The 26,585-nt window shown below is 68.8% G+C and carries 23 protein-coding genes; 12 read left to right on the forward strand and 11 right to left on the reverse strand.

Going from position 1 to position 26,585, the window contains the following annotated elements:
- Positions 1-606 precede the first annotated feature (606 nt).
- From POL72_RS16655 to POL72_RS16680, 6 genes are all read right to left on the reverse strand, one after another.
- Positions 607-2,727, reverse strand: coding sequence for an FtsX-like permease family protein (locus POL72_RS16655; RefSeq protein WP_272096351.1), 2,121 nt, complete (start codon positions 2,725-2,727; stop codon positions 607-609).
- Positions 2,728-3,492, reverse strand: coding sequence for an ABC transporter ATP-binding protein (locus POL72_RS16660; RefSeq protein WP_012241252.1), 765 nt, complete (start codon positions 3,490-3,492; stop codon positions 2,728-2,730).
- 84 nt (positions 3,493-3,576) lie between these two features.
- Positions 3,577-3,903 (reverse strand): type II toxin-antitoxin system PemK/MazF family toxin, encoded by a 327-nt coding sequence (locus POL72_RS16665; RefSeq protein WP_272096352.1) that lies wholly within the window; start codon positions 3,901-3,903, stop codon positions 3,577-3,579.
- 2 nt (positions 3,904-3,905) lie between these two features.
- On the reverse strand, positions 3,906-4,154 hold the full coding sequence (locus POL72_RS16670; RefSeq protein WP_272096353.1) for an AbrB/MazE/SpoVT family DNA-binding domain-containing protein: 249 nt from the start codon (positions 4,152-4,154) through the stop codon (positions 3,906-3,908).
- Positions 4,155-4,488: 334 nt separating this feature from the next.
- Positions 4,489-5,016, reverse strand: a complete 528-nt coding sequence (locus POL72_RS16675) for a carbohydrate binding domain-containing protein (RefSeq protein ID WP_272096354.1) — start codon at positions 5,014-5,016, stop codon at positions 4,489-4,491.
- 34 nt (positions 5,017-5,050) lie between these two features.
- Positions 5,051-5,641, reverse strand: coding sequence for a Uma2 family endonuclease (locus POL72_RS16680; RefSeq protein ID WP_272096355.1), 591 nt, complete (start codon positions 5,639-5,641; stop codon positions 5,051-5,053).
- Between the two features lie 103 nt (positions 5,642-5,744).
- Here POL72_RS16680 and POL72_RS16685 point away from each other — a divergent pair, with 103 nt between their 5' ends.
- A complete protein-coding gene (locus POL72_RS16685; RefSeq protein WP_272096356.1) occupies positions 5,745-7,682 on the forward strand; it encodes a sensor histidine kinase in 1,938 nt (645 codons plus the stop codon).
- Positions 7,683-8,061: 379 nt separating this feature from the next.
- Here POL72_RS16685 and POL72_RS16690 read toward each other — a convergent pair whose 3' ends face one another.
- On the reverse strand, positions 8,062-9,162 hold the full coding sequence (locus POL72_RS16690; protein ID WP_272096357.1) for an LLM class flavin-dependent oxidoreductase: 1,101 nt from the start codon (positions 9,160-9,162) through the stop codon (positions 8,062-8,064).
- 374 nt (positions 9,163-9,536) lie between these two features.
- Here POL72_RS16690 and POL72_RS16695 point away from each other — a divergent pair, with 374 nt between their 5' ends.
- From POL72_RS16695 to POL72_RS16735, 9 genes are all read left to right on the forward strand, one after another.
- A complete protein-coding gene (locus tag POL72_RS16695) occupies positions 9,537-10,994 on the forward strand; it encodes a peptidoglycan-binding domain-containing protein (protein WP_272096358.1) in 1,458 nt (485 codons plus the stop codon).
- A 236-nt stretch (positions 10,995-11,230) separates the two neighbouring features.
- Complete coding sequence (locus tag POL72_RS16700; protein WP_272096359.1) at positions 11,231-11,503, forward strand: hypothetical protein; 273 nt, start codon at positions 11,231-11,233, stop codon at positions 11,501-11,503.
- A 110-nt stretch (positions 11,504-11,613) separates the two neighbouring features.
- Complete coding sequence (locus POL72_RS16705; RefSeq protein WP_272096360.1) at positions 11,614-11,826, forward strand: helix-turn-helix domain-containing protein; 213 nt, start codon at positions 11,614-11,616, stop codon at positions 11,824-11,826.
- On the forward strand, positions 11,826-13,163 hold the full coding sequence (locus tag POL72_RS16710) for a metallophosphoesterase (protein ID WP_272096361.1): 1,338 nt from the start codon (positions 11,826-11,828) through the stop codon (positions 13,161-13,163). Before POL72_RS16705 ends, POL72_RS16710 begins: the two co-directional genes overlap by 1 nt.
- Before the next feature lie 17 nt (positions 13,164-13,180).
- Positions 13,181-14,272 (forward strand): GTPase-associated system all-helical protein GASH, encoded by a 1,092-nt coding sequence (locus tag POL72_RS16715; protein WP_272096362.1) that lies wholly within the window; start codon positions 13,181-13,183, stop codon positions 14,270-14,272.
- Between the two features lies 1 nt (position 14,273).
- Entirely contained in the window at positions 14,274-15,230 is a 957-nt protein-coding gene (locus POL72_RS16720; RefSeq protein WP_272096363.1) for a TRAFAC clade GTPase domain-containing protein, read from the forward strand.
- On the forward strand, positions 15,227-16,081 hold the full coding sequence (locus POL72_RS16725) for a TRAFAC clade GTPase domain-containing protein (protein ID WP_272096364.1): 855 nt from the start codon (positions 15,227-15,229) through the stop codon (positions 16,079-16,081). The genes POL72_RS16720 and POL72_RS16725 overlap by 4 nt, the downstream gene beginning before the upstream one ends.
- Positions 16,082-16,084: 3 nt before the next feature.
- The gene (locus tag POL72_RS16730; protein ID WP_272096365.1) at positions 16,085-18,139 is read left to right on the forward strand and encodes a GAP1-N1 domain-containing protein; all 2,055 of its coding nucleotides are present in this window, start codon (positions 16,085-16,087) and stop codon (positions 18,137-18,139) included.
- A 634-nt stretch (positions 18,140-18,773) separates the two neighbouring features.
- Positions 18,774-20,303 carry a sigma-54-dependent Fis family transcriptional regulator gene (locus tag POL72_RS16735; protein ID WP_272096366.1) on the forward strand — a complete coding sequence of 510 codons (1,530 nt, stop codon included), beginning with the start codon at positions 18,774-18,776 and terminating at the stop codon, positions 20,301-20,303.
- A gap of 161 nt (positions 20,304-20,464) precedes the next feature.
- On the opposite strand, the gene POL72_RS16740 is transcribed toward POL72_RS16735, so the two are convergent.
- Positions 20,465-23,341 (reverse strand): serine/threonine-protein kinase, encoded by a 2,877-nt coding sequence (locus POL72_RS16740; RefSeq protein WP_272096368.1) that lies wholly within the window; start codon positions 23,339-23,341, stop codon positions 20,465-20,467.
- A 7-nt stretch (positions 23,342-23,348) separates the two neighbouring features.
- Between POL72_RS16740 and POL72_RS16745 the strand changes: the two genes are divergently transcribed.
- Positions 23,349-23,615, forward strand: coding sequence for a hypothetical protein (locus POL72_RS16745; protein WP_272096370.1), 267 nt, complete (start codon positions 23,349-23,351; stop codon positions 23,613-23,615).
- A 115-nt stretch (positions 23,616-23,730) separates the two neighbouring features.
- Here POL72_RS16745 and POL72_RS16750 read toward each other — a convergent pair whose 3' ends face one another.
- On the reverse strand, positions 23,731-24,012 hold the full coding sequence (locus POL72_RS16750; protein WP_272096372.1) for a hypothetical protein: 282 nt from the start codon (positions 24,010-24,012) through the stop codon (positions 23,731-23,733).
- Between the two features lie 172 nt (positions 24,013-24,184).
- Positions 24,185-24,394: a hypothetical protein gene (locus POL72_RS16755; RefSeq protein WP_272096373.1), complete on the reverse strand. Its 210-nt coding sequence runs from the start codon at positions 24,392-24,394 to the stop codon at positions 24,185-24,187.
- A 337-nt stretch (positions 24,395-24,731) separates the two neighbouring features.
- Between POL72_RS16755 and POL72_RS16760 the strand changes: the two genes are divergently transcribed.
- Positions 24,732-25,067: a hypothetical protein gene (locus tag POL72_RS16760; RefSeq protein WP_272096374.1), complete on the forward strand. Its 336-nt coding sequence runs from the start codon at positions 24,732-24,734 to the stop codon at positions 25,065-25,067.
- 24 nt (positions 25,068-25,091) lie between these two features.
- Here the strand turns inward: POL72_RS16760 and POL72_RS16765 are convergent, their stop codons facing one another.
- Positions 25,092-26,579 (reverse strand): OmpP1/FadL family transporter, encoded by a 1,488-nt coding sequence (locus POL72_RS16765; RefSeq protein ID WP_272096375.1) that lies wholly within the window; start codon positions 26,577-26,579, stop codon positions 25,092-25,094.
- Positions 26,580-26,585 lie beyond the last annotated feature (6 nt).

Below are 26,585 nucleotides of genomic sequence, written 5' to 3' on the forward strand. Positions count from 1 at the left end.
CGGAGCACCGCTGTGCCAGGGAGAGACTCACCTCTCCGGGGTCGCCGCGACGCGAGCACACAGACGTTCCTCCGCGTCCGGCCTGAGCGATTTTGATGAGCGGGCGCGCCGCGCGCGGCGCAGCGGCCCGCCCTGGCGGGCGCGGAGAGGGCACGTCAACGCCAGGGACGCTGGGGGCCGGGGCGCGCTGGCTCGCGGTCGACGGCTAGCGCGACAAACGGGTTGAAATCGCCAGCAAAGAGCAGGATTTCAAACCGCCAAGGCGCCAAGGACGCCAGGAGAGGGTTCTGTTCTTGGCGTCCTTGGCGCCTTGGCGGCTCACTTCTCGCTCGATCGACGTGATCCGTGTTCTAGCGAGGCTGTCCGTGACAGTTACTTTCGAGAGCGAGTCGCCCGTCGCGCTGAACGCGCCGGAGGCACCGCCGCACGCGCCCGCGGGGATGTGGTCGCGCCCACGATATGCCACGTGACTTGTCATGCTGAACGCCTCTGCGCAAGCGCCGTGTCCGAGCGCTTCGCGGCGTCCCGCCGAGGGCGATCGGGGGAGGAGAGCCCGCGACGGCCGGGCGAGTTTCGTGAAGGACGGGCGCGCGCCCCTGCTCGTGGTCACTCGTAGTGGACCGACTCTGCCGCGTTGCTCCGCCCCGCGCTCCGCGCGGGATAGAGCGACGCGAAGAGCGCCACCGCCGTCGCGCCGAGCGCCGTGAACAGGCCGTACTCCGGCGGGATGCTGAGCTCGACCTCGAAGCTCGACACCGTGCGCAGCGCGCCGAGCGCCGCGGAGCCCAGCGGGATCCCGAGCAGCACGGCCAGCGCGCCGCCGAGCGCGCCCACCAGCGCGCCCTCCATCAGGACCATCCGGCGGACCTGCCCCGCCGTCATGCCGAGCACGCGGTGCAGCGCGAGCTCCCGGCGCCGCGCGTGCAGCGCCAGGACCATCTGGTTCGCCACGCCGATCGCCGCGAGCACGGTCGTGAAGCCGAGGATCATGTCGAAGATCACGAAGTCGCGGCCCGTCGCCTTCCGGCGTACGGCCTCGATCTCGGCCCCCGTCTGCATCCGGACGTCGCGCGCGCGCGGCACGTCGGCGAGGAGCTCGGCCCAGGGCGGCGTCGCAGGGCCGCCCCGCGCCGCCGCGGCGCCCGTCACCGGATCGGCGATCGCCACCGTGTGGCCGATCGCGGTCGCGTACGGGGAGATGACCGGGAAGTCGGACGCGTCGATGACCGCGTACGTGCGCAGGTTGCGGTACGCGCCGGCCGCGTGGACGTAGCCGAGCTCGTCCGTGATGCCGACGACCTCGAGGCGGCGCGCGCCGGCGCGGCCGCCCACCTCGAGCAGGTCGCCGGGGCCGACGCCGAAGCGGCGGGCCATCATCGTGGAGACGAGCGCCTTGCCCGGGCCGAAGCGGCGGGCGAGCGCGATCGGCTCGGCGCGGCCCGTGGCCTCGGCGAGCGCGAGGAGCTCGTCGGCGGGGACGGCGTAGGCGACGTTGGGCCACGGGGTGCGGCTCGAGAAGCGCGCCGCGACGAGGCGCTTCGGCAGGCGTGGGAGCAGGCGCTCGGCGTGGCCGAGCGGCTCGTCCGGGTAGAGGAACGCGTAGGGCGCGAGGGCGCGGCCGGCCCAGGCCGAGACCTCCTGCTTGAGCGCCGACGTGGCGATGTGCAGCGCGAGCAGGAGGGCGAACACCATCATCACGCCGCCGACGCTCCAGGCGAGCTCGTGGCCGCTGTGCTCGACCCGGCGCCGCAAGAGCAGCCGCTCGGCGGCCCAGCGGCGCGGCGCGAGGCGCACGGCGAGGGCGCCGAGGCGCGCGACGAGGTCCGGGACGAAGACGATGGCGGCCAGGAACGCCGCGCACGCGAGGCCCGCCTCGAGCACGAAGAAGGCGAACAGCGGGACGGACTCCCGGAAGAACGGGCGCAGCAGGCCGTAGACGAGCACCATGAAGGGCAGCGCGAGCAGCGTGACGCCGCGCATGCGCCGCCGCTGCTCGGCCCCGCCCTCGACGAAGCGCGGGCGCAGGGCGCGCGCGATGTCGAGGCGGAGCGCGTCGCGCACCGGGCGCAGCACGCCGAGCAGCGCGGTCAGGGCGCCGGTGCCGGAGACGAGCAGCATCGCGCCCCAGGGCAGGACGATGGCGTCGAGCGGGATGCGCGCGCGGCCCGTCGTCGTGATGCCCGCCTTCGCGGCGAGGTACGCGAGCGGGATCGATCCGAGCAGGCCGAGCGCCGCGCCGCCCACGCCGAGCAGCAGCGCCTCGAGGACGAAGACCGCCGCGACCTGCGGCGGCAGCGCGCCTGCGCTGCGCAGCAGGGCGATCTCGCGGCGGCGGCGCTCGACGGCGACGTTGAAGGTGAAGAAGACGATGAGGGCGCCGACGAGGAACGCGGCGAGCGAGCCGAGGCGGATCGCGGACCGCATGATCTCGTAGTCCTCGTGGGTCTCTTCCTGGGCGTCCTCGGCGTCGATGGGCTGCCCGTCCGGGCGAAAGCCGCGCAGGGTGATGGTCTGATCGGTGAAGACGGGGAGGTCGGGGTTGGTGACGGCGCTCCTCGCCTCGACGGCGCGCGTCCCGACGTCGAGGATGAGGACGACGTTGACGGTGGCCGTGCCGAGGGCGACGCCGAGCACGGCGGCCATGGCGCCGAAGCGGTCGGCGCGCAGGTTGCGCAGGGCGAGGATCCGGACGAGCGGCTGGAAGAGGGCGCGGAGGAGGAGCAGCATTCAGATGCCGAGCTCTTTCAGCCGATCGTGGACGGCGGCCGAGGTGACGGCGGGGCCCGCGAGGGCGGCGTCGTGCAGGAGCAGGCCGTCGCGCATGAAGACGACGCGGTGGGCGCGGGCGGCGTCCTCGGCGTTGTGCGTGACGAGGAGCATGGCGCTGCCGGCGTCGCGGAGGGCGTCGGCGAGCAGCGCCATGATGCGGCGGCCGGTCGCGACGTTGACGTTGCCTGTCGGCTCGTCGGCGAGCACGAGCGCGGGGCGGCGGACGAGGGCGCGGGCGATGGAGATGAGCTGCATCTCGCCGCCGGACATCTGCGAGGGCAGGTGCTCGGCGCGGGCGCGCATACCGACGCGATCGAGCATGCGCGACGCGGCGTCGTGGTCGGGCGCGGCGCCGTCGATGAGGTAGGGGAGGACGATGTTCTCGTAGCCGGTGAGGGTCGGGACGAGGTTGAAGAACTGGTAGACGATCCCGACGCGGCGGCGACGCAGGAGCGTCCGCCCGTGCTCGTCGAGGGCGGCCATGTCCTCGCCGAGCACGCGGATCTCGCCGCGATCGGGCGACTCGAGGCCCGCGACGCACGAGAGCAGCGTGCTCTTGCCGACGCCGGAGGGGCCCATGATCGCGCACATCTCGCCGGCGTGGATGTCGAGGTCGACGCCGCGGAGCACCTCGATGGGGGTCGCGCCGAGCGCGTGGGACTTGTGGAGGTTGCGGACGCGGAGGACGGCCTCGTCGGAGGCAGGGGTCGAGGGGGTGCTCATGGGCGTGCGCGGTGCCGGGCTCGTCACGTGCCGAGTGTCAGAACCTATTCTATCTGTGGTGTTCGGCGGTGCGCGTTCCTCCGCTCAGGGAGAGAACATTTCCTGAAGGACGGCCAGGATGCGCGTGAAGGTCGCCGGCGATATGCGACCAAGATGGCGGACGAGACGCTCCCGGTCGACGGTGCGAAGCTGATCGATGACGACGTGCCCGCTCTTGTTCGAGAAGCGGCACGCGACGCGAAACGGGTAAGGCTGCCCTCCCGTCGTGAGCGGCGCCACGATGACCGTGCGCAGATGCGCGTTGAGCTCGTCCGGCGAGACCACCACGCAGGGGCGCGTCTTCTGGATCTCGCTTCCGCGGGTCGGGTCCAGATCGATGAGGAAGACATCCCCGCGACGGACCGGTTTCACGCCTACCACTGCCATTCGGCCTCGTCGAAGCGTGTCGGCGTGGGAGCGTCGAGCATCCGGTCGCCGTCCTCGGCGTGCGACTGCCGAGCGGCTTCCGCCCAGCCGCTTCGAGGCGACTTTCGTGCGGCGATGATGATGGTATTGCCACGCACCTGGAGCTCGACCTCCTCGGTCAAGCCTGCTTGCTCGATGAGAGGCTTCGGGAGCCGGACTCCCTTGGAGTTGCCGATGCGGACTAGGCGGGTTTTCATGTTCAGCCTGCGTGATCACAACGTACCTACCGAGGCAGGCGCCGTCAAGGCAACCCGGACTGCGCCGTTCGTGCGCCCCCGGAGGACTCGCCGATCCGTCCACGGAGCGCCGCTCGTGTAGGGCGAGGCGGGAGCGCTGCCCCTCGCGACGCCGACCTGAAGAATCCCTCGAATTTTTCGGGCAGATTCACAGAGAGGCCAGGAGACGGGGAGAAAAATCTCACCAATGTCCCCGTCTCCCTGTTCAATCTTTCGCTAAAATGCCAATAAAATGAGGGGATTCGCCAGGACGCCGTCAACATTTCGCGGCGCGCCTCATTCACCGACACCTGGATCAGCGCGCAGACAGGGGCTGGATCTTCACGTCGGCCGCGCACAGCTCCACGTCCGCCGATGGTCCGTAGAGCTTGAGCTCGATGGTGACGGGCGCCGCGTTGAAGCCGAGGCCGAAGTTCCCCGCGAGCTCGATCCAGCGCCCGTCGGCGGCCACGATGGTGGCGAGCGAGAGGTCTCGCAGCGCTTGCCCTTCCTCGGTGATCGTCAGGGCGGCATTGACGGTCTGGCCGCCGGCGCCGCCCACGCGTATCCAGCTGGAGAACGTGAACGGGCCCCCTGCGGCGAGCGGCTCGACCAGCGCTTCCTGGCGGAGCCCGTGGCTCGTCTCGGTCCGTCCGCTCACGCAGGCTGCAGCGCCTTCGCGCTCGCTGGCGGGGCCCACGCTGAGCTCTCCGCCCGTCGGTCCGCCCAGACGTAGCTGTCGGCGGCCGGCGCGAGCGGACCCCACTTCATGGCGTTCTCTGCGGTGACGCCCCGCCCGGGCCGGGCGAGGGGCGCGCAGGTTACCCGAATTGGCCTTGCCCATGACGATGGCCGGGCGCTCACAGCGTAGCAGCCTGCTACTCCGCCCAGAGCACGGACAGGTCGAGCTCGATGGCCTCGAACGGCGCGACGCGAACACGCGCGGCGTCGCGGTGGACGGCCGCGGGTCCCCAGCGACGATCCGCGTCGAGCACGTGGGCCTCGAGGGTCCGCGCGATCGGGTCGACCAGCCACGCATACCGCACGCCCTCGCGCGCGTAGATAGGCATCTTCTCGTCACGGTCGACCTTCTCCGTGGATGCGCTCAGCACCTCGCAGATCCAGTCGGGAGCGAGCGCGAAATAAGCCGTCTTGGGCAGCTCGGGCATGCGCTCGGCGCGCCAGCCGGCGAGGTCGGGCACGAGCACGTCGACCTCCCCCGGCGCGTCCGGATCGGGGAAGTGGAGCTCGGGTTCGACAAGGATGCGCCAGCCTCCTGGGCCACCCCGCCCCCGCTGGAAGGGACCGAAGAGCTCCCCCTGCAGCGCGCTCTCGGCGCTCGCGTGTCGCGGTGCCGGCCGGGGGAACACGTGCAGGGTGCCGCGGATGAGCTCCGCCACCTTGTTCGGCGGGACGGCGCCGAGATCGGCGTACGTGGCGCGGCGCTGCTTCTCGGCGGGCTGGCCCATGGGCGAAGCCTGCCCGGGGGTGGGCGGTGAGGCAATGCGCTTTTTCAGCTTCGCCAGCCCGCTTCAACGTCGCCGATGACACACGAAGTCTCCTGGCAACGTCGTGCAGCGTGAGGCCCTGCGCCCTGAGCTCCAACGTCCGCTCGACCTCGACGCGCAGAACCGGCCGCCCGATACGCATGCCCTGGCGGCGCGCGCTCGATGCCGGCCTCCCTGCGCCAGCTCAGCCGAACGCGCTCCTGCTTTATCCCGTTGCCATCGAGCCCCCAACACTGACCGTGAGATCCAGGAATCCGGCAAGCGCCCGGGTGGTAGGATCCGGAGCCTCGGTGACGCGCACTGGCACGAGCCCCGTCGCGCCGCTCAAGCATCATCTCGACAAGGACGTGGGGGGTCGATGCGGACGATCAAGCATATCATCGCGGCGCACGCACCAGAGATCGTCAAAGCGTGGGCCAGCGAAGCGAACAGGTCAGCGGCGGCGCGGGGGCTGGCGAGCCCCGAGCTGACGAACATGATGCCCAAGTACGTGCGGTCGCTCGCGCGTGGATGGGATGGGGAGGAAGTGCACCGCGAGCGAAACGAGCTCATCGAGAGCCATATGTCCTCACGCTTGCGTGCCGGCTTCAGCCTCGAGGAGGCGCTGGAAGAGTTCGCCATCCTCGGGCGTGCGATCGTGCGCACCTGGGCCATCGCAGGCCCCGAAGAGCAGCCGAGCCTGGAGGAGATCGATCGCCTCTTCGCCGAGATCCACGCCCGTTCCGTGTTCATAGCGCAAGCGTTCCGGCAACACCTCCTGGAGGACGAGCAAACCGAGAAGCGCTACCTGCGGCTGCTCCATGACCCGTTCTTGCAGCCTTTCGGCGGAGAGGCGCCCCTGTCGCCGGGGCGTTTGAAGAAGGTCCTCGAGGTCGTCATGGAGTCGATGGACGCCGATACGGCTGCGCTGCTGTTGCACGACATCAGGACCGGGAAGCTGGAGATGGTCGCTTCGGTGGGCCTGGCCGATGAGCCGCTCGTCGAGTACGTGCGAGCCGTCGACGCATCGTCCTTCGCAGGCTCCGTCGCCTTGCAGGACTATGCGATGTCGATGCGCGACGTGGAGACCACGCTGCTCGACGTGCCGGATAGACTCCGGCACAGCGGCATCCATTCGCTGCTCGGCATCCGTCTTCCGCCGCAGCGTTCTCTCATGGGTGTCCTGTACGTCGGCCTCCGTGGAAAGCGGACGTTCACCGCCCGTGAGACGCGGCGCATCGCGGCGGTCGGCGAGCGGCTCGCGCTCCACGTCGATAACGCCAGACTCTACACGGAGCTGCTCGAACAGCTCGATGCCCTCCGCGTCGCGCGCGAGCTACGAAGCCAGTTCGTCTCGGTCCTGGCGCACGATCTCCGCGGTCCGCTGTCGGCAGCGAGGCTGGCTGCGACGATGCTCGCCGCGCAGCCGGACGCGAGCGGGCCGGTCGTCGCGAAGCGGGTCGAGGTCGTCGTCCGCAACCTGGATCGGGCGGACCGCATGGTGACCGATCTGCTCGACGCCGATCGGATTCACGCCGGCCGGCGTCTCTCGGTCACGCTCGAGGAGTGCAACCTGAGCGAGATCGGCCGCGAGCTCGTCGACGAGCTCGCGGCCGATCACCCTGGCCGCATCGTGCTGCATGCAGACGAGGGCGTCCGAGGGATCTGGGGTGCCTCAGAGCTGCGGCGCGCGCTCTGGAACCTGATCTCGAACGCGCTGAAGTACGGCGCGAAGGACGCGCCGATCGCCGTCGCCATCACGAAGCTGCGGGACGGCGTCGAGGTGAGCGTGCACAACGAGGGCGCGCCGATCCCGCCGGAGGCGCAAGCGACGCTGTTCGATCCGTTCACGCGCGCCGCAGGCGAGCACCGCGCGCCCGGATGGGGCCTCGGTCTGATGCTGGTACGCGCCTGCGCCGAAGCCCACGGCGGGAGCGTCCATGTGGACAGCGCCCCCGGTCGCGGTACGACGTTCACGATGCGGCTGCCGGCGGACGCGCGGCCGGCCCAGGGCTGGACGTGAGGCGTTCTGCTCGTCTCCATCGGTTGCCTTGATCCATCGGTTGCCTTGAACAGACGACGAGCACGCCGGCTCTCGAGCCGGGGCGTGTCTTCACCGAGCGAGCACGAGCGGGCCGGTCCGATTGGCTCGATTTCTGAGAAGTTTCTCTGGATACCGGGTGATTTTAGCTTGTTCTTTGAGTTGATTCTCTGAATTTGGCTCGTGATTGTCTAGATATTAGAGAATAAACTCTGGATGAAGCCCGTGTTTATCCAGAAACTTGAGCCGATTTTCTGGATAAGATCGAGTATTGTCTTGTTTCCTGGCCAGGGTGTCTCGATGCCGAGCCACCGCGCCACGTCGACGTGGGCCCAGCGGGCCAAGGAGCAGGCCCGCGGGATCAGCCGGGCGGCCGGCGGACGCGCAGGTCGACGAGGCGCGGCATCACTTCATCTTTGAAGTACGAGAACTCGCTGGCGAAGTCGATGAATCCGAGGGTGAGGCCCCGGACGCCCGTGTCACGGATGCGCCGGATCTCCTCGGCCACATGGCCCGGATCGCCGACGATCGAGCAGTGCCCGTGCGCCGCGGCGAACCGGTTCCGGAACGTGGCGTAGAATTCCGGGGAGAAGGACTGACAGTCCATCCCGAGCTGCTGCATGAGGTGGTCGGTCGCGGGCCAGTCGGCCATCTCGCGGGAGTAATAATCGTGGTAGTCCTCGGCCTCTTTCCGGGTGGGACGACAGACGATGCAGGCCGTCGTGTAGACGTCGATGGAGCGACCCACGCGGCGCGCCGCCTCCTTGACCGTCGCGACCTCCTCCCGGCACGCCTCGGGAGAGACGAGGATATTGAACAGCAGATCGCAGTGTTCGACCGCGAAGGCCCGGCCGGCGCTGGACGTGCCCGCGTTCATGAGGGTGATCTTGCCCCGCGGCTTCGGCTCGCCGATGAGCCCGGGCAGGTCGAAGAATCTGCCCCGATGATGGCCGGGCGCGTCCGCCGTCCAGAGCGTGCGCATCACGTCGAGCCAGTCCTTCGTGTACTCGTAGCGCTCATCGTGCTCGCGCAGGGGGATGCCGAACATCTCGAACTCTTCCCTGTCCCAGCCGCTGACGATGTTCACGCCGACGCGCCCCGGGCCGATATGATCCATCGTGGCCAGGTGCTTCGCCATGACGATGGGGTGGACGAAGGGCGTGTGCACCGTGGTGAAGACCTTGATCCGCTTCGTGATCGCGAGGATGCCCGCCGCCCAGACGATGGGATCGAGCATGGCGCCCTGGGGGTTGGATTCACCGCCGTGGCCTTTCCAGCGCGCGAACGGGATGTGGAAATCCAGGCCCGCCGCTTCGGCTGCGAGCGCCAGGTCGCGGTTGTTCTCCCAGGTGGGATACCATCGCTCGGGGACCTTCGACATCGAGTGACCCGTACCGTTCGGGCCGAACATCCCTAGCTCCAGATGTCCGACGTCCCCCGCTGCTCCTGCGATCGGTTTCATGGATGCCCCTCCGACCCCCATCGTCTCACGCCCTGCACCACGCGCGAAAGAGGAGACACGCGGCCGGGGGCGGCGCAGCTTGCGAGAGCACGTTGCTGGCGTGACCTGTGTTGGGCGGCCGGTATAGCGACGTTCTCGGGGTGCTCCGACGTACGCAGCTCCAGCAGACGCTCGGCAAGAGCCGATGGCTCTTCGTGCCGGGCTGATCGTCGCGGCTCGAGGATAAGGAGGAGTCCCGCGATCCAAAGGACGAATTCGCGGTGCTGATGCTGAACCGGCCGCGCACCGCAGCGCCGCCTGACGCGCGCACCGATGGGTGCGGCGTGGTACCCTGGGATGGACCCAGCGCGCCTGGTGATCGCAGGAGGGGACCCATGGGGGATAACGGGAACACAGGGCTCGGCGCCCCGGAGCTCGCGTCGAACGAGGTGCTGAGAGCGGTCGCGGCGGGCGCGGCGACGCTCGCGCAGGGGGCGCACGGCGACGGCGTGCGCGCCCTGCAAGAGGCGCTCGGCGCGATCGCGCTCGGCGACCCGATGAAGGCCGACGGCTCGTTCGGGCCGAAGACGCACGCCGCCATCGTCGCGCTGCAAGCCGCGCAGGGTTTGCCGCAGACGGGCATCGTGGACGCCGCGACGATCGCCGCCCTCGACAGGCGCATGGCGGCGCGGCGTACGGTGGCGCTCGACGAGGCCATGGCCAGGGCTGCGGGGCTCAGCCCGGAGGAGGCGGCGGCGCTCGGCCGCAAGCCGTCCGCGGTCCAGGCGTCCGCCGCGGCCTCGCGCCACGATCAGGGCTATTTCACGGACGCGAGCAGGCTCCCGCGGGTCGTGCCGGGGGCCGAGCCGGACCCGGACACGCCGCCGCCCGCCGTGGACTCCGTCGAGGACAGGCCCGCGACTGCCGCCGCGGGCACGCTCGCCGCCGATCGGAGCGCGCGCCTCGACGAGGTCCGGCGCGCGCTCCGGGGCGACGTGCGCGCGCTGGCCGCGCTCGACAGGCTGCTCGCCGCGGGCCGGCTGCACGCGGGGGCGCTCCTGCCGAACCTAGCGACCATGGCGGGCGTCCCCCGCGATGGCAGGCTCGTGCTCGAGGGCGGCATCGATCCGCACCTCGTGCTCGCGCAGGCGATCCGGCACGTGGACAACCCGCTGCGCGTCAAGCAGGGGGCGCGGCACGGCACCTGCGGCGCGGGGACGATGGAGTACGTCCTGCTGCGCGCCGATCCGGCCGAGTTCACGCGGCTCCTCGACGGGATCACGCGGGAGGCAGGCGAGGTGACGCTCCGCTCCGGCCGCGTGCTCAGGATGCCGCGCAACGCGATCTCGCGCGACGCCTCGGGCCGCATCGACATCGACCGGATGTTCCAGTCGGCGCTGATGAACCACGCGACCCTGATGAGCTGGATCTTCGATTACGACAACCCCGAGGACAACGACTCGTTCTGGGCTGCTCTGGGGGGCGACTCGCGCGTGCCGCTCGGCAATTTCACGAGCCTGTTCCAGGACATCATGGGCGGCAGTTATACGAGCGTCTCGGCGCTGCTGCGCAGCGGGGCGTCCGTCGCTGACGATGTCGCTGGGGCTTTGGGGCGCGGGGAGAAGGTGCCGGTTCTCCTGAAGTGGGAGGGGGGCTATCACTGGGTCGCGGGCGAGAAGATCGAGAGGGGGGCGGACGGCACGCCTGCGTCGGTGATCCTGCGCAATCCTGCGGGGTCGGACAGCTGCCAGGGCGTTCCGCCGCGCGCGCCGCTGCCGGAGGGGTGCGGGCGGTTTCGGATGAAGTACGCCGATTTTGCGGCGCATATCCATGGCGCGACGATCAGGGGGTGAACCTCGCGGGGAGGGGAGCGCCACGGGGCGCTGAGTGTAGGCGGTTGGGCCGACGCGTGGATGATGTGGTGATGGCGTCGCTTTTCCAGGAGAAATGCGGATCGCGCATGGGTCTCTATGTCAACCAGCGTGTGCGGCTTGGCTGTACGGTGGGACGGCGGCGAGGAGCTTGACTTTCGAATCGCGTTTGGATTTCCTAGCCCCTGCCCGTGCGCAGGCCCACCAAGGCGCCCCGCATGCTGGCCCTCGCGCACCACCTGCAGAGCCACATCGACCCGGGGCTGGCCCAAGATCGAGCTGCCGTCGCGCGCAAGCTGGGGCTGACGCGCGCCTGGGTCACGCAGATCCTCAACCTGCTCATGCTGGCGCCCGACATCCAGCAGGCCGCGCTGGTCCTCGAAGCCGTCGACGGCTTCGAGCCGGTGGCCGAGCGAACGCTGCGGGGCGTGCCTCACGCGGGCACATGGGCCGCACAGCGCACCGCGTGCGTAGCTCTGACGCGGGCCTAGTTGGCCCCGAGAGACGCTTGGCCTTTTCGACTCAGCTTGGGCCTTGTTGGCAAAGCTCGACTTCGTTACCCTGCTCGCGCGTGCAGATCCAAGCGACCAGGAGAGATCCGATGATGACGGAGCCATGGGCCGCGGTCGACGATGTCGCCAAGCACCTCAGGGTTGCGAAGGACCCCGTGTACCGTTGGATCGAGTCGCGGAACCTCCCGGCCCACAAGATCGATCGTCTCTGGAAGTTCAAGCTCTCTGAAGGTGACGCGTTGGTCCGAGCCGGACGGGCCGACGATCACGACGGTGGCGTTTATGAGAAGGGCGGGCGCTGATGGACAAACTCGTCCTCGTACATCTCTCGGACATTCACTTTACCGGCGCGTCGGGCACCTCCGTTCACGACCTCGACTCCGAGGTGCGGAACGAGCTTCTCCGCGATGCCGCCAGAGTCACGAAGGGACTCGGCGGCGCGACGGGTGTCCTAGTGACGGGCGACATCGCGTACTCTGGCCAGCGCACCGAATACGATCGGGCCGCGACTTGGCTCCTAGAGTTCTGCCGCGCCATCGAGTGTCCCGACGAGAGCGTGTGGGTCGTGCCCGGAAACCACGATGTCGACCGCAAGATCGCGAACAGCAAGGTCACCAAGACACTGCACGAGAGCATCCGCGCCAAGCAGGGCCCCACGCTTGACAAAGAACTCCGAGAGATCCTCACCGATGAGAACTCGGCGAAGGCGCTTCTTGCGCCACTCGCGGAGTACAATGCCTTCGCGGCGCGCTTCCAGTGCTCGGTCTCCGCGGCAAAGCCCTACTGGGAGCGAGACCTCGTGCTGCCGTGCGGGACCATCATCCGACTGCGAGGCCTTTGCAGCGCCTTCGTCTCGAACGAGCACGACGCAAAGAATAACATCGTCCTCGGCCAAGCGCAGGTGAACGTTCACCGCGTCGACGGGGTCGAGTACCTCACGCTTTGCCATCACCCGCCTGACTGGCTTCAGGACCAGGACACGGTGGTCAGCCACCTCGAGTCGAAGGTCCGAATGCAGCTCTTTGGACACAAGCACTCACAGCGCGTGCAGGAGATCAACAAGACGCTCCGGGTCACCGCCGGGGCCATGCATCCAGAGCGGAACGAGAGCGGCTGGGAGCCGATGTACAACGTCATCGAGATCTCGCGGCTCGACGACCAACGGCTCGGTGTCCGTCTGTTTCAGCGGCGATGGCACAAGGACAACCATCACTTCCTGGCCGATCAGGACAGGAACACCAACCAACCCCATCACGACTACGTCTGGCAGGACTGTCCGCGACCGGCACGCAAGGAGCCACTCGCCATCGAGGCTCCGAGGGTGACAGCAGCCGATAGCGCGATGTCGGCAGCCGTCGCCGCGAAGACGACGGCGAAGGACACCGATGCCATGCCGCCACCGAACCACGAGCGCAGGCTCACGTTCCGATTCCTCACGTTGCCGTTCCGCCACCAGATCGCCATCGCGAACAGCCTCAACGTCCTGACCGACGAGGACCGCGCGCTGAGCGACGAAGCGCTCTTCCGCGAACTCTTTAAGCGCGCAGCAGCGAACGGGCTGCTCGCGAGGCTGTGGGAAGAGACTGAGGAGCGTCACGCCGATCCGGCGCCCTTCAACCCTTTTGAGACCTCGAAGTAGCCGGGAGAGCAGCGCACATGCACAAGAACTTTGGCGAATGGTATCGGCTGGTGGCTGTCGAACCCGACGGAGCGAAGCTCGCGAAGCGCTGGGCCGGGGTGAAGGCGTGGGCGACTGCACTTCGCAACGACGACGAGAGCGTCCTCGAGACCGTCCGCATCTTCCAAGGCCTGCCGTTGAAGGCGTCGAGGGATCCGTTCCTCGCTGTCTTTCGGCAGCAGGACCCCGCGTTCCCGCAGCGCAACGATCTTGAGCTGCAGGTGCTCGCTGGCGCATCCCTCGTCGAGTGCGTTCAGTCGGTTGGTGCCGACGGCGAAGGCTTGCACGCGGCCATCCTCGCGGGCGCTGCGCTGGAGGCTTCCAGCCTTCGCGCCAAGGAGCCTCGGCTCGATGAGATCGCGCGTGAGGTGGCTACCGGGCTGCACGTCATAACCGTCGAGCAGCGTAAACGAAGGTCGGTGAATTGTGATGTCATCCGGGAGAAGGCGGATGCCGCAGTTGAGGCGATGAAGCAGATTCCCAGCATCTCCAACTGGGATATCCTTAAGAGCGTCGTCACGCCGATCTTTCAGGCGCTTGTTGATGCAGTCCGGGCGGCCGATGTCGAGCTGACGGACGCCGCCCAGAGCCTTCGGTCCGCCGACGAGGAGACCAACATCCTGTGGTGGATTGAAGGTGGCTGCAGTCGCGACACGAACAAGCCCTGGTCCGCGCTCAAGGACGGCGCAGCGGTAATTGCCGGAACTGAACTCGCTGACCTCACCGATGTGGCATTGGGGCCGCGTAATGCGTCGGCGTTCTTAGAGCGCGTGCTTTCGGAATCGACGGCAAAGAGGGAGTCGGCCTTGTCCAACTACGTCAACGTCTTGCCCGACGAGTGGGCCCAAGAGCTGGGGAAGAGGGCCGATGAGCGCGCGCTCGATCTGACTCCGCTCAGGCTCGCCATCTTTCATCGAGGCAAAAGCGACACGGCGAGCTGGCAGCAGTACTTCGACTCGTCCAGCGGAATGAAGTCGTCCGCCCAACTGACGGCTGCTCGCGTGGCTCGTCAGGCATACGTCGAGGCTATCCTATTGCGGACGCTGGCCGACGCCGAGACGGAGGAGTGACATGGCCGACGCAGTCGTTGCAGATGCGAAGGTGGAAGCCACCGGGTCGCCGGTCGAAGAAACGGAGCCCGAGTTCATCGACCTCTTCTCCGGCACGGTGCTCGGGGCGACCGACGCGGAGGCGATCACCCTGCGCTCGCGCACACACCTCGTGGTATTCGCGGGAGCGGAAGGGAGCGGAAAGACGACGGTGCTGGCCTCGATCTACGAGCGCCTGAATCAGGGGCCGTTCGCTGGGTTCAGGTTCGCTGGCTCAAGGTCGCTGCCTGGATTCGAGGAGATCTGCCACCTGAACCGACTCGCCTCGGGTGGGGTCCAGCCGGACACGCAGCGAACGCGGTTGACCGACGAGACGAAGTACTACCACCTCGTCCTGCGAGGCACGGAACCTTCGGCGGCCCGCCGCGACGTTCTCCTCTCTGCGATGTCGGGTGAGCTGTTTCGCATGGCGAAGGACTCACTGGAGGACGCTGAGCGGCTCACGTTCTTGCGGCGGGCGGACACGATCGTCGTGCTCGTTGACGGCGAGCGTCTCGCAGCCGTCGCGCAACGCACGAGCGCGCAGGCTGATGCGGCGGACATTCTGGAGAGCTTGCTCGACGCCAAACTGGTGAGCCCCAATTGTCAGGTGGAGATCGTCTTTTCCAAGCTCGATCGCATCACGGCTGCGGGAAAGGCTGCGCTCGAGTTCCTTTCCAAGACTCAGGAGAAATTCGAAGGGAAGTTCCGTGCCCGCGTTCCGAACCTCGCGTTCAAGAAGATCGCGGCGCGTCCTGCGCCTTCATCGGAGCAGGAGAACTCCGATGGTGGGCTCGCGGAGGCGTTCGTCTCATGGACGCGCGTCGCGCCGCCGGCCTCGCTAGATAAGCATCATGGTGGCCCGGCTCCCGCGCGCGACGAGCGAGAGTTCAGCAAATTCGGCTGGCGACACTTCGAGCGGACCTGGAGGGACCGGTGAGCAATTCGGCGAACCTCCTCTTCATCGGGTTGCCCGGTTCGGGGAAAACGACCTTTTTGGCTGCCTTGTGGCACGTGCTCTCGGACCGGAGCAGCTCGACGACGCTCAAGCTGAGGAAGCTGAGCGGCGACCGGACCTACCTCAATCAGATCACGAAGGAGTGGCGCGAGTGCTCCCAGGTGCCGCGCACGAACCTTCAGACGGAGCAGGTCGTCGTTCTTCATCTCGACGGCGAGCGCTTCGGCGCGTTCGACCTCTCGATCCCGGACTTGGCCGGCGAAGCCTTCAAGCAGCAACTGACGGATCGGAGGATGAGCCGGCACCACAACGGGTTCGTTCAAGACGCGACGGGGGTGATGCTGTTCCTTCACCCTGATGTCCAGAAGGGCACGCAGCTCTCGGTTGCGCGTCGACTCGAGGCCGAGCTGTCCGCAAGCCAGAAGGGAGATGCTGCGACAACCAGCACCATGGCGAACACCTGGTCTCCCGACATGCTCCCGACCCAGGCGCAGCTCGTGGAACTCCTGCAGTTTGTCCTCGAACGCACGCAGCGAAGGCTGCGCGTCGCCGTGGTGGTGTCGGCATGGGACCTCGTCGACCACCTCGGAGCGCCGCGGGCCTTCGTTGCACGCGAGCTTCCCTTGCTTCAGCAATTCTTGGAGGCGAACGACGATCTGTTCGAACACTCCATTTTTGGTGTGAGCGCGCAGGGGGGCGACATCACCGTCGAGGCTAAGAAGCAGACGCTTCTCGAACTCGACGATGCGTTAAAGCGCATCAAGGTTCGGGAGGACCAGCACACCAGCCAAGACATCACGAAGCCGATCGCATGGCTTTTGAGGGGCAGGTAGCTCATGGCACCTGCGAGCATTCACCAGGCGATCCACGGATACCGCGATGGCCACCGCCTGCTGAGCAACTCGATTCCGCTGACTGCGGAAGCGTCACGGACGATGCTCGTTCTGAGTGATATGTCCGGCCCGTCGATGCAGCCCGGTTTCGACGAGTATGTGACTGCCTATCCACTGCCTGGGACGGACCTCTTCGTTTTCGCTAGAACGTGGTACGCTCCGGAGATGCAGCGCCCCGGGTGCGTGTGGACGCATTCGCTGCTCATCCCTCGAGCGCATGTCGCCCACGTGCCGACCGCGAGCTTGCTCGGGGCGTTTCAACGTCCCCAAATCGAGGGCGTCGAGAGCGCGGCCTCGAAGCCAGTCGTGGTGGACGAGGTGACGTCCGGCGGCGCCAAACTGGACGGTTTCGCCGACAGGGGACTCGCCGCATCGATGATCGGTGCGGTCTTGGGCCAGCCCCGTCCGGTGATCGTCGTCGCCGACACGGCGGTCCAGTTCGAAGCAGTCTTCCTGCGACTCTGGGAGGAGCTGTGGCCTGCGGAAAGGGCACGATTCTCCTTCTGCACGGGCGCACTCATGCCGCGTTCGAATGCCGGCGCGCTGCTGGACCTTCAAGCTGTCCCTCGCGCGATTCCGCCGTCGCAGTTCCGCAAGAGCGCTAGCGCTGCCCTCGTCCTCGACCTTCGCGCGCCGAGTAAGCCCGAGGCGTGGGTGGATCTGGTTCTCGATGGCGCTGTGAGAGGCGACGCAACGTTTCGCACGTGGCTTGAGGCTGCTGTCGGGGCGGATGCGGGGCGGGCCATCGTGCCGAGCGTCGCGCCAATCTTTGGCGAGTGGCACGCGCTGGGCTCCTCGGCACGACGCGTTGTCGCGAGCGTTGTGAGCGCGAAGGACATTGAGCTGGGTACTCGGAGCCGACTCGTCAGCATGGTGTTCGACCGGGTCGACACGGAGGCTGGAGCAACCGGCCGGCGTGAACTGCTTCAGGACCTCTGCGGGCATCGAGACAACGATCTCACACCGATTGCCACGATGCTCGAAGACCAGACGCGGCGGCTCTTCGAAGAAGCGCGCACCGAGGGCGTCGCACTGGTCCTCTCGCTCGTCAGCGGCGAGCTGACCGAAGTCGGAGAATGCGTGCTTCGTACTGCAGTCCTCCTGCTTGTGCCTAATGATGTGGAGGCCTTTGGAGACGCGCAGGCGCCGTTCCTGTCGACCATCGTTGGCGCGAACCCGGTTCTCGCGCAATCGTCCATCCTCTGGAAGCGAGTTGGGTCGCGAGCCATCGACGTGCTCTCGCAGCTTAGCGGCGCAAATCTGGATGACGACGCGCGTGGCGCTGTCATCGACGCGATCTTCATATCGGGGCGTGACGTGTCCATCGACGCGCTCGTCCGTTTCGGCGGCAAGGTAGCGATCACCCGAGCCCTCTCGGCCCTTGCGTCCGGTCAGCTCCAGTTTTTCTGGCAATGGCGCTCGGCGCTCTCGGCACAGCCAGATACCGTGCTCGAGTGGCTCGAGAGCTTGTCCGCTCCGTCGCTTCGCGATCTTGAGCTGGGCAGTCGCTTCGTGAGCCCGAAGGCCACGCAGGCGCGACTCGTGACGGTGTGGAAGAGCGGCGCTGCGGGGGCGGCCTCGATGGGGCCTCGTGTTGCTGCGTTCGGTTTGACGCTGGCATTCTGGGAGGGGGACGTGAGCTCGCCGCTTCTCGCGGCGTGCTTCCAGCCCACATACGACGCTGCGAGCAACTCACGTCTCGAGTACGAGGAGTGGGATTGGCTGCGCGAACAGGCTCCTCCGACGTCCTGGTACCGCGACTGGGATCGCTGCGAGAGGCTCGCGGCCGCTCTCGCTCGTCTGCTCGAGAAGCGGAGCGCGTCGTTGGAGACCGTCTTCGGGATCGTGCACAGCCGCCCGGCCATCAGGAAGGTGGCCACCATCCTCGACGATGACAGGGACATGCGCCCGTACCTGAAGTCGCTTCGCAAGGTTGCCGAGTCTTCTTCGACCGTCGGTACGCGTGACCAGCGGGACGCGCTGCTTGAGGACTGGTAACCAGACGCGTCCGACGGCAGACTATTATACGCGACGGTTAATCGCCGCGTGTCTGTCCCGGCCTGCTGTTAAACGCTCTCGGCGTCTCTCGCCCCACGGGACAGAGAAGCGCGCGCGAACGGCGTCCAGAACGTCCCGCGCGGCCAACCGTCCCGCGCTCGGTGTTCTCTGCGCGAACGCTGTCCCGCTTCGCACACCGCGCCGCTGACGCGCCCGCAGGCTATAGAGTGAACGCGGCCCCCTTGATGCATTGATAAGTTGCTGATACAGCGTCACTTTCCAGAAGAATCGGGAAAATGCGACGGGGCGGGTTTCTGTGGATTTCGAGGGGGTCGGATCAGCGTCTAATCTGGCGATCGTGGATGCTAACCCCGCGAGCGCTGGTCGGTCGGGCGATTCGGTGACGCTTCCCGCGGTGCCCTCGGCGCACACGTAGGAGGCAGTGCAAGCGACCCCTCCCCGAATGCAGCCCGGACCACGCCCCCGGCGAGCCACCCGCGCCAGGCCAAGGCGCGCGCAGGCGCCGAACCATTCTCCGCGACGCTCCCCAGCGACACCACGGCGGCACCGCCGACACCACAGGGAATCGCTCTGTGTTTCCTCCCCCCCTCATCGTACCCTGCGCTCTGCGGCCATGGATCTCTACCCCTCGCTCCTTCAGATCGTAAGGATCCTCCTCTCCGAGGACGACGACGCGAAGGCTCCCGAGCTCGTCCTCCGCCGCGTCCTCGAAGCCACGGGCGCCGACCGCGGCTTCATCGTCGTCCGTGAGGACGGCTCCTACGAGCAGAAGTTCGCGGTCCACTTCGACAAGGCGAAGATCTCCGACAAGGAGCGCAAGTTCAGCCGCGGCCTCGTGCGGCAGGCCATCGAGACTCGGCAGATCGTTCACCTCTCCAGGGACGCCGACGAGCCGCGCTCCTCGCTGCTCAAGAGCCTCGAGGAGTCGGGCGCGTCCGCCGCGCTCGTGGCGCCCCTCGCCCACGGCGCCGACGTCTACGGCGCGGTCTACGTGGAGTACAAGTCGCGGGCCGCCAGCGACGAGGCGCTCCGCTTCGTCGCCGAGTTCGCCGAGCTCGCAGGGCTCTTCCTCAAGCGGGCCAGCGAGCGCGAGGCGCTGCGCCGACGGAGCCAGCGCCTCGAGCGCGATCTCTTCGCCCGCTACGATTTCGAGGGCATCGTCACGCAGGACGCAAGGATGCTCGCGCTCCTCAAGACGGTCGCGCAGGTGGCCGACTCGGACGCGACCGTGCTCGTCCGCGGGGAGACGGGCACCGGCAAGGAGCTCATCGCCCGCGCGCTCCACGTGAACAGCCCGCGGCGCAGCAAGGCCTGCGTCACGCTGCACACCTCGGCGCTGCCGGGCACCATCCTCGAGTCGGAGCTCTTCGGCCACGTCAAAGGCGCGTTCACCGGGGCCGACCGGGACCGCGTCGGGCGGGTCGCATCGGCGCAGGGAGGCACGCTCTTCCTCGACGAGGTCGCGGAGATCGCGCCCGAGGTGCAGGCGAAGCTCCTGCGCTTCCTGCAGTTCGGCGAGATCCAGCGCGTGGGCTCCGACCGGACCGACAAGGTCGATGTCCGCGTGATCGCGGCGACGCACCAGGATCTGCCGGCGCTCGTCGAGGCAGGGAAGTTCCGGCGCGATCTGTACTTCCGGCTCAAGGTGATCGAGATCGGGATTGCGCCGCTGCGCGAGCGCGCGGGCGATATCCCGCTCCTCGTCGAGCATTTCCTCCGCACCTGCTGGAAACGCCCCGGCGAGCGGCCCCGCTTCACGGAGCGCGCCGCGCGGGCGCTCCGCGAGCATGCGTATCCGGGCAACGTGCGCGAGCTCGCCCACGTGGTGGAGCGCGCGTGCATCCTGGCGACGGGACCGGAGCTCGACGTGGATCTGCTCCCGCCCGATGTGGCTCAGCCAGCAGGCCCCGGGCCCCTGGCGCCGCGCTTCTCGCGGCTCTCCGCCGACGAGCTCGAGGCGGCGCGCGAGGCGGGCGTCGCCGAGCTGGAGCGTGCGTTCCTCGTGGCGCTCATGGATCGGCACGGCGGGAACGTGTCGCAGGCGGCGCGGGAGTCCGGGTTCAATCGGACCTACCTGCAGAAGCTCCTGGCGAAGCACCGGGTCGCCGGCGCAGGTGGCCGGCGCCCTGCCTTCGATGGGTGACGGACGCCGCCGGCCTTTGAACCGCCAAGCCGCCAAGGACGCCAAGAGAATCTTGATCATCTTGGCGTCTCATGGCGCCTTGGCGGTTCCCTCATTCCGGTAGGGTGGGGGAACTCTCCTGCCACCCGCTCGGGAGCTCCTCCCCGAGCGCGGCCCCCGCTTCACCGCGCGCCGCCGTGCGCCGCGAGCCACTCCTTCGCCGCCGTGAGCGCGCGCTTCGCGTACTCCCCCTCTTCGGCCGCATAGGCGTCGCGCGCCTGGGTCGCTAGCTCGACCGCCCGCGCCCGGTCCCGCGCCGAGGCCCAGAGCGCCCGGGCCGCGTGGAAGCGCGTATCGGCGAACTCGATCGGAGAGACGCCCTCGCCCTTCGCCGCATAGATGGCGAGCGCCCGCTCGGCGAACGGGCGCGCCTTTCCCGGCTCGCCCATGTCGTTGTGGGCGCCGGCGATCCCGGTGAGCAGCGATGCGACCGCATGCGAGCTCGGGCCCACGGCCTTCTCCTGGATCGCCGCGGCGCGCTCGAGGCGCACAAGGCCCTCGGCGTACCTCTTCTGCGCGACGAGCGTGCTCCCCAGGTTGGCGAGCGAGGAAGCCACGCTCGCGTGATCGGGGCCGAGCGCCTTCTCGCGGATCGCGAGCGATCGCTCGTAATAGGGCGTCGCCTCGGCGAACCTCTGCTGCATCTCCAGGACAGCCCCGATGTTGTTGAGGGATGCCGCCACGTCGGGGTGATCGGGGCCGAGCGCCTTCTCCCGGATGGCGAGCACCCGCTCGTGAGCACGCCTGGCCGCGTCGGTCTCGCCGAGCATGACGAGCGCATTGCCGAGGTTGTTGACGGAGGCCGCCAGGAACGGGTGATCGGGGCCGAGCGCCTTCTCCTGGATGGAGATGGCGCGCTCGATCCGGGGCAAAGCATCTCGGTATTTGCCCTGGGTGTTGAAGAGGCGACCCAGGCTGTTGAGCGTGAGCGCGACGCTCGGATGAGAGGCGCCCAGCGTCTCCTCTCGGATGGCGAGCGCTCGGGTGTAGGCGCGCTCCGCGTCGTCGAACTTCTCGCGGTGGAGGAGGACGGTGCCCAGGCGGCTCCACGTCGCCGCGACCTCGGGATGGTTCGGACCAAGGGCCTTCTCGAGGCCGGCCAGGGCGCGCTCCACATGCTGCGCTGCCTCGCCGTACTTCCCCTGCTCGTCGAGGACGCTGCCCAGCGTGCCGAGCAGCCGCGCGCTCGCCAGCGTGTCGCCCCCCGTCCGCTCGACCGCGCCCTCGGCGGCCAGCTGCAGCGCGAGCGCGTCGGCGTGCCGGCCCTCCAGGTAGCCGATCACGTAGATGAGCTGGGGCCATGCCTCCGCCGCGAGGGCGTCGTCCCTGGCCCGCGCTGCCGCGCGCAGCGCCTCGCGGAGCGCCGCCTCCGCGGCCGGGGCGTCGTGAGCGTCCCGCGCCGCGCGCCCGAGCATCAGGAGCGCCTCCGCCTCGATCGGGGCATGGTCCGCCGCGCGGGCCTCGTCGGCGAGCGGCCGCATGAGCGCGAGCGCCTCGCCGAACTTGCCGGCTTCGTCGAGGGCCCTGGCCTCGGCAAGGCGGCCCCGCAGCGCGTCGATGCGGGCCCGCGCCGCGGCGTCCGCAGGCGGCGGGACCGCCGCGGTCAGCGCGCCCGCGTCCGCGCAGCGCTCGAGGCCGGGGAGCGCGAGCGATGCCTCGATCGATCGATCGAGCACCTCGGCATCCGCTCCGTGCGCGAAGAGCGCCGTGAGCGCCCCCATCTCCTGGCGGCGGCGCTCCAGGCACAGCGTCCGGAGATCGAGGAGCCCGGCCGACTGATCGCCCCTCACATGCGTGGCCTCGCACGAGTCGGCGTACATCGCGACCCACGCGCGCGCCCGCTCGCCCAGCGCCTTCTCCACGCGCCGGTACGTGTCCTCCGCGTACGGCCGCCCGGTGCCGGCGAACGCTGCCCGCACCTTGGCCATCGTCGCCTCGTCCCAGACGCCCGCGAGCCTCGCCTCGCCGCCCTTGCAGAGCCTGTCCGCAGGCTGCCGCGCGAACGCGAACACGAGGAGGCCCGCGAGCGCGAGCCCCGACGCCGCGACGAGCCCCCGCCTCCACGCCGCCGCCGGATCCTTTGCGAGGTCGGCGAGCAGCGCGTCCATGTCGGGGTATCGCGCGTCCCGGTCGACGGAGAGGCCGCGCTCGAGACAGCGGCGGATCCGCGCCGGCATCTCGGCCCCTCGCGGCGGCTCTCGCACCCGCCCGAGCGTCACGTTCTCGCGCAGCTCGTCGTAGGTCGTGCCGGCGAACGGGCGCTCGCCCGCGAGCGCCTCCCATAGCGACACGCAGAACGCATACTGATCGGCCCGCGCATCCGCGGCCTCTCGCCGGTGCTGCTCCGGCGCCATGTAGACCGGCGTCCCCAAGAACGAGCCCGAACGCGTGAGCGCGGCCTCTATCCCCGCCTCCGCGGGGCCGCTGACGGCCTCGCCCTCGGCGAGCCCCGCGAGCCCGAAATCGGTGACGCGCACGCGGCCGTCGGCGCCGACAAGGACGTTGTCGGGCTTGAAATCGCGGTGCACGAGGCCCGCGTGGTGCACCTGCGACAGCCCTTTGCCCGCCTGGAGGAAGGCCGCCACGACCTCTGACGCGGGCCGCCGCTTCTCGACGCAGAACGCGCGCAGCGTCCGGCCGTCGACGTGCTCCATCACCACGCGCACCTGCCCGCCCGAGGCGTCGACCTCGTGCACCGTGACGACGTTGGGGTGCTTGATCCTCGCCATGGCCTGCGCCTCGCGGACGAGCCGCGCGAGGGCCGTCGCCGCGCCCGAGCGCCCCAGCACCTCGGGCCGCAGCACCTTGATCGCCACGTCGCGGCCGAGCACGTGATCGCGCGCCCGCACCACCACGCCCATGCCGCCCTCGCCGAGGCGATCGAGCACCTCGAACCGGCCGAGCTTCGTCCCCGGGCGCAGATCGAGCGATGCATCGGCCCCGGGCGGCACCGGAGGCTCGGACGCTTGCCCGTCCGGGACGACAATCGTGCTTGCCAACGGATCGATGGTGACGCTCGAGGACGTGTGCTCGTCGCGGGAGGTCGAGCGGCTCGACGGGGGCTCCTCGGTGGTCGCGGAGCGCGACCGCGGCTCCTCCGAGAGCAGCGCGTCGCAGCGGGTGCAACGCGGGTTGAACGGAGAGTTCTCCGCGCTGCACCCCGGGCAGATGATCACGCTCTCGCCCAGGCTCACAGGACGCTGTGTAGCATGCCGCGTCGCGGCCTGCGGTCCCTGCGTCACCCTCTCCAGGGTGGTGGGGTACTTTGACTGAAGGCGCGGTCTTTTGAGCCGCCAAGGCGCCAAGGACGCCAAGAAAATATCAATAATCTTGGCGTCTCATGGCGCCTTGGCGGTTCCATCATCCCGGCGGGGCGGGGGAGAGGCGGCTACCAGCAGGTCGGCTGACCCTGACAGCAACCGGGCTCCCCGGGCTCGCAGGTCTGCTCGTCGCACTCCGCCATGCAGGCATCGCGCTCGGCGGCGCACGACTCGTAGTCTTCGCCCCACTGGACGCAGAGCATGAAGAACTTGGCGCACTGGCCCTTGCAGTTGAGCAACTCCTGGCTCGCCTCGCCCACGTCGCCGCCCGGGGACGGCTCCTCGGCGACCTCGACCTGACAGCCGAACAGGGCGAAGCTCGCCAGCAGCGACGCGAGAAGGACGGACATGGATCGTTGGGTGACGCGAGTGAACATGCGACTCTCCTCGATGGTGACCGGACAGGTGGAACAGCGATCTCGTTGAACTCGGCAGGAGCCCACGGCGAGCGGCCCTTGCTCTCTGCGAGCCACGTGCTCGCCAGAGGGCCGGCGCAGGCCGCGCGACGGCCCTTCGCGGCGGTCATTCGCAACGGCAGCGAGGCGGCGGCCCCAGGGTGCACACGAGCTTTTCACCGGGCAGGCAGATGGGCGCGGCCAGCGGCATCGGCTCGGCGTGGCTCTCGTCGGCGGCCTCGACCACCGCGCCTTCGCTCGATCCGGGCATGGCGGGGTCGGCATCACCGGCGTGCGCGAGCGGCAGCAAGAACGCGGCGAAGAACAGGTGCTTCATGGTCAACTCCTTCGGGTTGTTGGTCGTCTCCACGCCGGCGAGCCGCCCTCTGCGCGTCGACCCGCGCGCAACGTGCACGGCGCGGTGGTCGAAGCGGCGTTGAAGCGGCGTTGTCGGCGAGAAACGAAGCGTCCGGCGAAAGGTTTTGCAGACGCCATGCCACCGCGAGCGCGCCGGGCGTCTGCCGGCGAGGTCCCGCGTTTGCGCCGAAAACGAGGCCTATCCCTCCCCGGATCTCCGGCGCTGAGCACGCGGCTGGAGAGCGCCCTGTCTCTCTGGAGGAGACACCTGTTCCTCGCGGAGAGCAGCCCGCCGGCTCGGGGCGAACAGCCGCGACGTGAACACATCGAGCAGCAGCGGCGGTGGCACGACCACGCATGCCGCGATCGCGTGGGCCTCGAACTTCCGCGGACCGCTGCCGGTGACGGGCGAGTCGTCACGACCGCAGTGGGAGTTTTTCGACTCCGCGCCGGGCGGGCTCTCCGTGACCTTCAGCGCCGCCGGTACGCCTTACGTCTACGGCAAGCAGTGCATCTCGGTCACCGCGGCTACCCCGCTCCGATCCTCACCGCCAAGGAGGAGTCCGTGGTCGAGGACGACGAGTGCTGGGGGCCGATGGTGTTACTCCTGCAAGAGCGTCGATAGCCCCTACTGCTCGACCGGGGTCCAGTAGCCGCGGGCGGTCATCGAGTCGCGTTCAGAACACGAACTTGAGGTGTCCGCCCACGGTCGCGAGCACGAGCGAGTACTCCCCGTTGCCGAGGTCGTAATCCGAGCCGGTCACCGTGCGCGGCAGGATGCCCTGCACGCGGACGTCGCCCGAGAGCGACACGCGATCGCTGAGCTTCAAGACACCCCCGACGTCCCCGATCAGCCGGTGGTTGTCGGGCGAGGCCACGTCGATCGTGCTGTCCGGCGAGGCCGCCGACTGGTACCCGACCGACGCCGTCGCCAGAAACGCCTCGCTCAGCTTGTACTTGGCGCCGATCTCCGCCCACACCGTGTCGTTCCACCTGCGCGGCAGCGTCACGGTGACACGATCGGTGATACCGAGCTTCGGCTGGGCGAGATCCGGAGACGAGGCCTCGACGACGAACGCCTCGATGTCCGAATAGAGCACGTACGAGAGGAGCCCATCGAGGCTGAGTTTGTCGTTCACCCGGTAGCCGACGCCGACGGTGAGCCGCTTGGGGAGCGTGAACGAGAGCTCCGCGTCGCCCTCGACAAGCGGCTTGTAACGCAGGCCCTGCTCGGCGAGGTCCTGCGTGAAGAACGGGTGGTTCATGTCGATGGCGAACTTGCCCTTGTACCGCATCGCGGCGCTGTGCTGGTACGTGAGGCCGAAGCGGAGATCCTTGTTGGGATTGAAGGCGAGCCCGAGGTGGAACGAGGCGCCGTGCGACAGGGCCTCCTTGATCGAGATGGAGCGCGCCAGGACGTCGAGCTCGCGCAGCTCGGACGGCGTGCTCGGGCCGAAGTCGTTGTCCTGCTTGAGGTAGTCGAGGCCGTCGTGGAACTCCTTGAGGCTCCCGAAGTCCTGCACCTTCGAGAGCTCGGCCAGGCCGCTGACATAGGACACGCCGGCGCCGAGCGAGACCTGGTCGGTCAGCTTGAGCCCCGCGGCCGCCGTGAGCGACGTCGACACGATGAACGCCTGCCGCAGCTGCCAGCGCTGCGCGCCGTCCGGGAAGCTGAGCGCCGCGGCATAGGGGACATACAGGCCGACGCCCACCGTGAGGCGGTTCGGCAGGACCGGGATCGCCAGGAAGGCGTTGCCCGTCGGCGCGATCGGCGTCGTCGACACCTCCTCGGCGCGGCCGCGCTTGCTCGCGTCGACGTTCGCCGGATCGAGCGGGAGCTTGAACTGGAGGGTGTCCGGCGTCTGGTACGTGCCGCGCCGCTCGCGCTGGTAGGTGGCATGGCCGACGATGAGGCCCGCGCCCAGGACGAGCTCCGGCCGCTGGACCCCCGCGAGCTCGGCCGGGTTCCAGTAGACGGCCGCGGCGTCGGACGTCGTGGGGCCCGAGAGGCCGCTCGTCACCCAGGGCGCGTCGATGCCCGAGGCGTGCGCATCCCGCGCCGTCAGGCAGGCGAGGCCTGTCGCGAGCGAGAGCGCGGCGAGTTCACGTCGTGTTCGTTGACGCGCACGGGCGCGGGGCCGCGAGGGCGGCAGAGCTCCTTGCATGAGACG

The sequence above is a fragment of the Sorangium aterium genome, from assembly GCF_028368935.1.
Lineage (GTDB): Bacteria > Myxococcota_A > Polyangia > Polyangiales > Polyangiaceae > Sorangium > Sorangium atrum.

What these genes read in the sequence shown, in the direction of transcription:
- POL72_RS16655 (WP_272096351.1), bottom strand. Translation starts at nt 2,727, where the DNA reads ATGCTGCTCCTCCTCCGCGCCCTCTTCCAGCCGCTCGTCCGGATCCTC.
- POL72_RS16660 (WP_012241252.1), bottom strand. Translation starts at nt 3,492, where the DNA reads ATGAGCACCCCCTCGACCCCTGCCTCCGACGAGGCCGTCCTCCGCGTC.
- POL72_RS16670 (WP_272096353.1), bottom strand. Translation starts at nt 4,154, where the DNA reads ATGAAAACCCGCCTAGTCCGCATCGGCAACTCCAAGGGAGTCCGGCTC.
- POL72_RS16675 (WP_272096354.1), bottom strand. Translation starts at nt 5,016, where the DNA reads ATGGGCAAGGCCAATTCGGGTAACCTGCGCGCCCCTCGCCCGGCCCGG.
- POL72_RS16680 (WP_272096355.1), bottom strand. Translation starts at nt 5,641, where the DNA reads ATGGGCCAGCCCGCCGAGAAGCAGCGCCGCGCCACGTACGCCGATCTC.
- POL72_RS16690 (WP_272096357.1), bottom strand. Translation starts at nt 9,162, where the DNA reads ATGAAACCGATCGCAGGAGCAGCGGGGGACGTCGGACATCTGGAGCTA.
- POL72_RS16695 (WP_272096358.1), top strand. Translation starts at nt 9,537, where the DNA reads ATGGGGGATAACGGGAACACAGGGCTCGGCGCCCCGGAGCTCGCGTCG.
- POL72_RS16700 (WP_272096359.1), top strand. Translation starts at nt 11,231, where the DNA reads ATGCTGGCCCTCGCGCACCACCTGCAGAGCCACATCGACCCGGGGCTG.
- POL72_RS16705 (WP_272096360.1), top strand. Translation starts at nt 11,614, where the DNA reads ATGATGACGGAGCCATGGGCCGCGGTCGACGATGTCGCCAAGCACCTC.
- POL72_RS16710 (WP_272096361.1), top strand. Translation starts at nt 11,826, where the DNA reads ATGGACAAACTCGTCCTCGTACATCTCTCGGACATTCACTTTACCGGC.
- POL72_RS16715 (WP_272096362.1), top strand. Translation starts at nt 13,181, where the DNA reads ATGCACAAGAACTTTGGCGAATGGTATCGGCTGGTGGCTGTCGAACCC.
- POL72_RS16720 (WP_272096363.1), top strand. Translation starts at nt 14,274, where the DNA reads ATGGCCGACGCAGTCGTTGCAGATGCGAAGGTGGAAGCCACCGGGTCG.
- POL72_RS16730 (WP_272096365.1), top strand. Translation starts at nt 16,085, where the DNA reads ATGGCACCTGCGAGCATTCACCAGGCGATCCACGGATACCGCGATGGC.
- POL72_RS16735 (WP_272096366.1), top strand. Translation starts at nt 18,774, where the DNA reads ATGGATCTCTACCCCTCGCTCCTTCAGATCGTAAGGATCCTCCTCTCC.
- POL72_RS16745 (WP_272096370.1), top strand. Translation starts at nt 23,349, where the DNA reads ATGGTGACGCTCGAGGACGTGTGCTCGTCGCGGGAGGTCGAGCGGCTC.
- POL72_RS16750 (WP_272096372.1), bottom strand. Translation starts at nt 24,012, where the DNA reads ATGTCCGTCCTTCTCGCGTCGCTGCTGGCGAGCTTCGCCCTGTTCGGC.
- POL72_RS16755 (WP_272096373.1), bottom strand. Translation starts at nt 24,394, where the DNA reads ATGAAGCACCTGTTCTTCGCCGCGTTCTTGCTGCCGCTCGCGCACGCC.
- POL72_RS16765 (WP_272096375.1), bottom strand. Translation starts at nt 26,579, where the DNA reads ATGCAAGGAGCTCTGCCGCCCTCGCGGCCCCGCGCCCGTGCGCGTCAA.